General features: G+C 73.0%; 6 protein-coding genes. 4 read left to right on the plus strand and 2 right to left on the minus strand.

Annotation, left to right across the window (positions count from 1 at the left end):
• The 3 genes from H5J29_RS13570 to H5J29_RS13580 form a co-directional block, all read left to right on the plus strand.
• Positions 1-279: hypothetical protein (locus tag H5J29_RS13570; protein ID WP_220187378.1), on the plus strand; the 279-nt coding region annotated here is incomplete at its 5' end.
• 91 nt (positions 280-370) lie between these two features.
• Entirely contained in the window at positions 371-1,852 is a 1,482-nt protein-coding gene (locus tag H5J29_RS13575; RefSeq protein WP_181781309.1) for a FadR/GntR family transcriptional regulator, read from the plus strand.
• Between the two features lie 248 nt (positions 1,853-2,100).
• A complete protein-coding gene (locus tag H5J29_RS13580) occupies positions 2,101-3,675 on the plus strand; it encodes an AMP-binding protein (protein ID WP_181781310.1) in 1,575 nt (524 codons plus the stop codon).
• Positions 3,676-4,258: 583 nt separating this feature from the next.
• Here H5J29_RS13580 and H5J29_RS13585 read toward each other — a convergent pair.
• Positions 4,259-4,870: a cysteine hydrolase family protein gene (locus H5J29_RS13585; RefSeq protein WP_181781311.1), complete on the minus strand. Its 612-nt coding sequence runs from the start codon at positions 4,868-4,870 to the stop codon at positions 4,259-4,261.
• Between the two features lie 81 nt (positions 4,871-4,951).
• Between H5J29_RS13585 and H5J29_RS36545 the strand changes: the two genes are divergently transcribed.
• On the plus strand, positions 4,952-5,821 hold the full coding sequence (locus H5J29_RS36545; RefSeq protein WP_376768528.1) for a MaoC/PaaZ C-terminal domain-containing protein: 870 nt from the start codon (positions 4,952-4,954) through the stop codon (positions 5,819-5,821).
• A 1,457-nt stretch (positions 5,822-7,278) separates the two neighbouring features.
• Here the strand turns inward: H5J29_RS36545 and H5J29_RS13595 are convergent.
• On the minus strand, positions 7,279-8,082 hold an 804-nt coding region (locus H5J29_RS13595), incomplete at its 5' end, for a phosphotransferase family protein (RefSeq protein WP_181781313.1).

The raw sequence follows: 8,082 nt of genomic DNA on the forward strand, positions 1-8,082 counted from the left end.
CGGGACATGCTCGCCGAGGCCGGCCGCGACCCCGCAGGCGTCGAGGTCCAGGTGCAGTCCCCGGTCAGCGACGTGCTCGACGGGGGGCGGTCCGCCGAGGAGGTCCTCGACCACGTGGGGCGGTTGGCCGAGGCGGGGGCGACCTGGTTCGTCGTCCGGCCACCGGTCGGGACGATCGCGCAGACCGTCGAGGCGATCGACCGGATCGGCGCGGTGCTGGGGGTGGAGCGGGCGGGTGGCACCGTCGGGCGACCCGATTCGGTGGCTCCAACTCGGTGACTCCGACCGTCACGGGCGTGCCGGAGGGGCTCCATGATGGTCCGAGGCCTAGGATGAGGGTCCGGATACCGCGTGAGGAGTCCTCGTGCCGATGGGTGGAGCCGGCGTCGACGAGGCGCCCGCCGAGGTGGACGGCACGGCGGCGCGTGCCTCGAGCGGGCCTGCGGACAAGCTGGCCGCCCAGGTCGCCCGGCGGATCGAGGCGGACATCATCCGCCGCGGCTGGCCGGTCGGCGAGGTGCTCGGCTCCGAACAGGACCTCCGCGAACGCTACGACGTGAGCCGTGCGGTGCTGCGCGAGGCTGTGCGGCTGGCGGAGCACCACCAGGTCGCGCGGATGCGCCGCGGGCCCAACGGCGGGCTGTTCGTCTGCGCGCCCGACGCGGGCCCGGCGACCCGCGCCCTGGTCATCTACCTCGAGTACATCGGGCTGTCGGTCGAGGACCTCATGGAGGCCCGCGCCCTGCTGGAGCCGCTGGCGGCCGCCGAGGCCGCGGCCGGCATCGGCGAGGAGGGCATCGAGCGCCTGCGGAGCCTCCTCGCGGAGGAGGTCGAGCGGAAGGACGAGCAGGGCATCTTCTCCCAGGACGTGCTGCACGTCCTGCTCGGCGAGCTGTCCGGGAACCCCGCGCTCCACCTCTTCGTGGACGTGCTGACCCGGCTCACGACCCGGTACGCCCACACCACGCGGCGGATCAGCAAGGACGAGGTCGCGCGGGGCAAGTCGGGCTCGCGGGACCGGCACGTCGCGATCGTCGACGCCGTGGTCGCGGGGGACGCAGCGGCCGCCTCCGCGGAAATGGGGGAGCACCTCACCGAGGTCACCGAGTGGTTGCTGGCCCACCGCAGCAAGCGGGCGCCGCGACCCGGGGCGGGTGTCGCGGAGATCGGGGCGGGGGACGGCGCCAAGCTCGCCGAGGTCACCGCCGCCCGTATCCACGACGAGATCGCCCGGCGCGGCTGGCCGATGGGGCACGTGCTCGGCTCCGAGGCGGACCTGCTGGCCCGCCACGGCGTCAGCAGGGCCGTGCTGCGCGAGGCGGTCCGGCTGCTGGAGTACCACTCCGTGGCCCGGATGCGGCGGGGGCCGGGCGGCGGCCTCGTCGTCACCGAGCCGGAGCCCGACGCCAGCATCGACACCATGGCGTTGTACCTGGACTATCGGGGCGTCACGCCGAAGGACCTGCAGGTCGTGCGGGACGCGATCGAGATGGGGACCCTCCGGCAGGTGCTGGAGCGCCGCGAGGACCCGGAGGTCGGCTCGCGGCTCGAGGCGGCGATCGCCCGTACCGAGGAACCCACGGCGGAGGGCCGGACCGGGGCGGACCGGTTCCACACCGAGCTCGCGGCGCTGTCCGGGAACCCGGTGCTCGGGCTGTTCCTCGAGATCCTCACCGAGCTGTGGAACCGGCACACCGCGAACACCCCGAGTCCCACGCCGGGGCCGGATGCGGTGACCACGGTCCAGCACGTGCACGGCCGGATCCTGCAGGCGCTGCTCGACGGGGACGAGGCCGTGGCCCGGCACCGCATGCGCCGCCATCTCGAGGCACTCACGGCCTGGTACCACTAGTGTCCCGCACCGCAAGTCCGCTACATATCTCGACGGCCCAGGCCTACGCAGGCGGCGTTGCCGGTCCGGCGAGTACACCCGGTACGAGCCTCGGACCGGCTGCCTTGCCTGCGCGAACCTGGATCCGCCGACATGTGCACCGGACTTGCGGTGCGGGACACTAGGTCTTGACACGGCCTGGTCCATCGGGCTTGATGAGGGTACTCAATTTGTGGCGTCCGACGGCGGGCGCGCGCGGAGGTGCCTTCATGACCGACTCCATCGGTGCGGTCGCACTGGACACCGGGCGGGAGCTCACGCTCGCGGCGCAGATCGCGGCGGGCGGGCGACGGCACGCGGCGGTCCCGGTGGTGTTCACCGGCTCGGCCGGGACCCGCGAGACCACGGTCGGCGGACTGGTCGCCGACGCCGAGCAGGTCGCGGGGGCCCTGCAGGGCAAGGGGATCGGGCCCGGCGACGTCGTGGCGGTCCAGCTGGGCAGCACGTACGAGAGCGCCGTGGTGCAGGCGGCGGTGGCGCTCTGCGGGGCGGTGCTGCTGCCCATCGTGCTGATCTACGGCCCGCGCGAGCTGGGGTTCATCCTGCGCCAGTCCGGCGCGGTGGCGCTGGTCGTGCCCTCGACCGTCCGGGGCCGGGACCACGCCGGGATGGTCGCCGGCATGGTGGCCGCCGAGCGCCCGGAGTCGCTCCGCACGGTGGTCGTGGCGGGCGACCCCGTGCCGTCGGGCATGACCGCCCTCGCGGGCCTCGCCGGCCCCTTCACCCCGCCCGACCCGGACCCGGACTCGCGCGCGATGCTCGTCTACACCTCCGGCACCACCGCGGACCCGAAAGGCGTGCAGCACACCCACCGGTCGCTGCTGGCCGAGCTGTTCTCGCCCTCCTTGGTCCGGCGCACCCGGCACACCGTGCGGCAGCTCGCGATCTTCCCGGCCGGGCACGTCGCAGGCCTGCTCGGCCTCCTGCGGATCCTGGTCCACGGGACGCCCACGGTGGTCCAGGAGGCCTGGGACCCGGCGCGCGCGGCCCGTCTCGTCGACGAGTACGCGCTGACCTACGGCGTCGGCGCGCCGGTGCAGCTGGCCGGCCTGCTGGACGAGCAGGAGAAGGGCACGGCCACGCTGGAGTCGTTGTGCGAGTTCATGGTCGGTGCCGCCGGGGTGCCGCCGTCGTTGATCGAGAGGGCGGACGCGGCGGGCATCCCGGCCTACCGCTGCTACGGGTCGAGCGAGCACCCGACGATCAGCTCCGGCACCGTGGACGACCCGCTCGACAAGCGCGCCCACACCGACGGCCGGATCCTCGCAGGCACCGAGATCCGGCTGGTCGACGGCTTCGGCGAGGACGTGCCCGCGGGGGTGGAGGGTGAGATCGTCACCCGCGGCGGCGAGCTGTTCGTCGGGTACACGGACACGAGCCTGGACCGCGAGGCCTTCCTGCCCGGCCGCTGGTTCCGCACCGGTGACATCGGCAGGCTGGACCCCGAGGGCTACCTCACGATCACCGACCGGAAGAAGGACATCATCATCCGGGGCGGGGAGAACATCTCGTCCAAGGAGGTCGAGGACGTCCTCGCCGAGCACCCCGCCGTCGTGGCGGCCGCGGCGATCGGGCTGCCGGACGAACGGATGGGGGAGCGGGTCTGCGCGGTCGCCGTGCTGCGGCCGGGCGCCACGCTCGACCTCGAGGCGGTCCGCGCGCACTTCGCCGCCGCCGGTCTGGCGCGGCAGAAGACGCCCGAGCGTCTGGAGATCGTGGAGGAGATGCCCCGCACCCCCGCGGGGAAGATCCAGAAGTTCCTGCTCCGCGACCGCCTTCTCTAGGGGCCGCACCAGGTCTGCGGGGGCCAGGCTCGCAAGCCGGCCGGCGGTCCGAAACTCGTACAGGGTGACACTGCTGGACCGCGCACCGCTGTGGGTCTGGGCCTGGGCCGTCGAGAGGTGGGGACGGGGATCCAGGCTCAGGTGGGCCGCGCGGTTCGGGTTTCGTTCGGGGTGAAGCCGCCGGACCGCGGACCGCTGCGGGTCTGGGCCTGGGCCGTCGAGAGGTGGGGGCGGGGGATCCAGGTTCAGGTGGGCCGGGCGGTCCGGGTTTCGTTCGGGGTGTACCCGCCGGACCGCGGACCGCCGCGGGTCTGGGCCTGGGCCGTCGAGAGGTGGGCGCGGGGGATCCAGGTTCAGGTGGGCCGGGCGGTCCGGGTTTCGTTCGGGGTGAACCCGCCGGACCGCGGACTGCCGCGGGTCTGGGCCTGGGCCGTCCAGCGACGTGGGGGGTTCGGCGGATCCAGGTCCACCTCACGCCAGGCGAACGGTCCGAGGCTCGTACCGGGTGTACTCGCGGGACCGGCACCGCCGCGTGCGTGGGTCCGGGCCGTGGAGAGAGGTGGTGGGGTCGCGGTGCGGGACGCTAGAGAGCCGCCCTGACCTCGACCGCGGTGGTCACCGTGGCGAGCAGCGGGAGGATGTTCGCGATCTGGAAGTCGTGGATCTCGCGGCTGCTGCCCGCGACGGCGTCCTCGGGGACGACCGCGGTGAACCCGCGGTTCAGCGCCTCCAAGCAGGTCCCGGGGACCCCGACGTTGGTCGACACACCGGTGACCACCACGGTGTCGACCCGCTGCTCGCGCAGCACCGACTCGAGCTCGGTGCCGTGGAACGGGGAGAGGCCGTGCAGCCGTCGGGAGACGTGGTCCGTGGGCTGCGGGCGGAGGTCGGGATGGATCTCCGCGCCCGGCCTGCCCTCGACCACGGCGCCCTTCTTGCGCAGGACACCGAGCAGCAGGCAGGAGGGCGCGGTGCCGAGCCCGTCGGGGCGCAGCACGATCGTCGAGTGCACGACCGGCAGGCCCGCCGCCCGGAACGCGGCCGCGAGCGCCGCGATCGTGGGGACCACGCCGCGGGACGCGATCTCGCCGACGAGCCCGGCGTTGTCGCTGTGCTCGGCCGAGATCATGGCGTTCTGGCACTCGTTGACGATCAGCGCGGCGCGGCGGCCGGGCTCCAGTCCGCGGACGGGCACGGGTGTCCTCCTCGTCGAGGTCGGTGTGCCGCGAGCCTATACCGACGGCCGGTTATTAGGTATCCTCAATGCGTGGCACGGATGCCGATCGAGCTGGGCAAGGTCCGGGAGTACGCGCTGGCGACCGGCGCCGACCGGCCGGAGTACCTGGCCACGGACACCCCGCCGGTCCCGCCCACGTTCCTGGCCACCGTCGTGTACTGGGAACGGTTGAGCGCGGTCTTCGAGACCCCTGAGGCCGCGGCGGCGTTCGAGGAGGCCGGGATCGAGGCGGACGTCCGCAGACTGTTGTCGCTGGAGCAGGAGTACGTGTTCGCGGGTCCGCCGCCGCGGGCGGGCGACGTGCTGGAGACCCGGTTGCGGTTCGACGGGGTCACCGCCAAGGAGGGCCGCCGGGGCGGACGGATGCTGCTGGTGCACTTCGCGGTGGAGTTCCACGGTCCGGGGTCGCCCGATCGGGAGGCTTCCGGGCCCGGTGCGCTGCGTGCGGAGTGTCGGTACACCTCCGCCTACCTGACCGGGTCGTCTCCCGCGCCCGCCGGGCGCGGTGAGCGGCGGGCGCTGCCGCCGTCGGAGCTGCCCGAGCGCCGGTACGGCCCGCTGACGATGACGGACATCGTGCGCTACCAGGGCGCGAGCGGCGACATGAACCCCATGCACCACGACGACGAGCTCGCCCGCAGCGCCGGCTACCCGGAGGCGTTCGGGGTCGGGATGCTCGGTGCGGGCTACCTCGCCGCCCACCTGACCGACCTGTACGGGGCGGAGTCGGTGCGACTCTTCCGCACCCGGTTCCGCGAGCTGGTCTGGCGCGGCGACCGGCTGCGGGCCGGGGGAGTGGTGGTGCGGGAGTTCGAGGCGGAGGGCGAGAAGCGCGCCGAGCTGGCGCTGCAGCTGCACACCGACGGCGGCGCGCTCGCCGTGGACTGCCGTGCCGAGGTCGCGGTCTGAGCAGCGGCCGCCCAGGCATGGCGCCATCGGCCCCGAGCCCACCTCGACCGCCGAGCTCCATGAGCCCTGCCGGTACATGATCACCGTCTCGGCGCGGCGGGCCGCGGGTATCGCGGCTCCAGATGCCGAGGTAGCGATCATGGGCGGACCGGCGAGCTCGGGTCTCGGGTCATGATCGGTGTTCGGGAGCGGTGAGCCGCGGTCACCGCGGTTCCGCGTCCCGAAGTGGTGATCATGAATGGGGCGCGGTTCAGTGCTGGGGCGAGCGTCGCCTGGTAGGGCTTGATCGCCGTTTCGGCACGGTGGGCTGCGCTTACCGCGGTTCTGCGTACCCGGGTGGTGATCATGGGCGGAGCGTGGTGGGTGGCGAGCTCGGATTTCGGGTCATGCTCGGGTGCTCGGGTGCTGTGGGCCGCGGTCACCGCGGTCCTGGGTGCCGAAGCGGTGATCATGGATGGGGCGTGGCTCAGTGCTGGGGCGAGCGTCGCCTGGTAGGGCCTGATCGCCGTTTCGGCACGGTGGGCTGCGCTTACCGCGGTTCTGCGTGCCCGGGTGGTGATCATGGGTGGAGCGTGGTGGGTGGCGAGCTCGGATTTCGGGTCATGCTCGGGTGCTCGGGTGCTGTGGGCCGCGGTCACCGCGGTCCCGGGTGCCGAAGCGGTGATCATGGTTAGGGAGCAGTTCATCGCTGAGGCTGCCGCTTGTCCGGGCTTGATCGCCGTTTCGGAACTGCGGGCCGAGTTGCCCGCGGTCCCGCGTGCCGGACCGGTGATCATGGGCGGCCGCGTGTCAGTTCTGCGGTGAGCGTCGCTGATCCGGGCATGATCAACATTTCGGAGCTGGGGCCGCGCCTTGTGCGGTTCCAGGCGCCGGGGTGGTGATCACGGCGGATCGGCCGAGCTCGGGTTTCGGGTCATGATCGGTGCTCGGGTGCCGTGGGCCGCGGTCACCGCGGTTCCGCGTCCCGAAGCGGTGGTCATGGGTGGGGTGCGGCTCAGTGCTGGGACGAGCGTCGACTATTCGGGTTTGATCGTTGTTTCGGATCCGTGGGCCGCGTCTCCCGCGGTCCCGTGTGTCGGAGCGGTGATCATGGGCGGGGCACGTGTCAGTTCTGCGGTGAGCGTCGCCGGTTCAGGCATGACCGCCGTTTCGGCACGGTGGACCGCGTTCACCGCGGTTCTGCGTGCCGGAGTGGTGATCATGGGCGGGCCTGTGGCTCTCCGGGGTGGGCGCCGTCTGTCCGGGCATGATCGCTGTTTTGGAACTGCGGGCCGTGCTGACCGCGGTTCTGCGTGCCGGAATGGTGATCATGGGCGGGCCCGTGGCTCTCTGGAGAGAGCGCCTCTGTCCGGGCATGATCGCCGTTTCGGAACCGCGGGCCGCGCCCACCGCGGGTCCGCGCGCCGAAGCGGTGATCATGGGCGGGGCAGTTCGACGTGGTGACCGACCGTCGGCGTTCACGCCCCCGGGTACGCGGACGCCAGTTCGGTGGCCTCGGCCAGCAGCACCGGGAGGGCCGGGGTCATGCGGTCGTGCATCTCGCCCTCGGACCCGCCCTTGCGTGCTCGCTTGATCAGCAACGCGGTCGCGGCGGACTCCTTGTACTTGGTGAGCGCCTCGAACCACGACAGGTCGAGCACCCGCTGACCCCGCGCCTCCTCGTAGGCCGCGACGAGCTCGGCCTTCGTGGGCATGCCCGTCGGTTCGGTCGACACCGCGGCGGGGTGGGCGGCCTCGTCGGTGAAGAACGTCAGCCAGGTGACGTCGATCCGCGGGTCGCCCAGCGACCAGATCTCCCAGTCGATGATCGAGGTGACCCGACCGCCCTCGCACAGGGTGTTGCCCAACCGGTAGTCCCCGTGCGTGACGACCGGCGCGAGCGGCGCGGGGACGGTGCGCTGCAACAGGTCCGCGACCTCCTCGTACCCGCGCCGGAGGTCCTCGGGGACCGTGGTGAACGCCGTGGTCCAGCGGTCGATCTCGGCCGAGACGGGCTGCGGCGCCTCGTCCGGCAGCGCGCGGCGGACGTCGACGGCGTGCAACGCGGCCAGCATCCGCGCCGCGTCGAGCGCGCGGGAACGCACCTGGTCCGGGGGAACCGCACCGCGCGCGGCGAGCGACGGCTCCACGCAGTCGCCCGGGATGAGGGACATCGCCAGGAACGGGGGCACCTGGGGTGGGGCGCCCTCGTCGTCGAACAGGACCTCGGGCACGCGGACGCCCGGGGCGCCTGCGAGCGCGCGCATGAGCCTGCCCTGCCG

Source organism: Pseudonocardia pini (assembly GCF_013870575.1).
In the GTDB taxonomy this organism is placed as follows: domain Bacteria; phylum Actinomycetota; class Actinomycetes; order Mycobacteriales; family Pseudonocardiaceae; genus Pseudonocardia; species Pseudonocardia pini.

Bases quoted from the DNA above. Each gene is read 5' to 3' on its own strand.
- H5J29_RS13575 (WP_181781309.1), top strand. From the start codon at position 371: ATGGGTGGAGCCGGCGTCGACGAGGCGCCCGCCGAGGTGGACGGCACG.
- H5J29_RS13580 (WP_181781310.1), top strand. From the start codon at position 2,101: ATGACCGACTCCATCGGTGCGGTCGCACTGGACACCGGGCGGGAGCTC.
- H5J29_RS36545 (WP_376768528.1), top strand. From the start codon at position 4,952: ATGCCGATCGAGCTGGGCAAGGTCCGGGAGTACGCGCTGGCGACCGGC.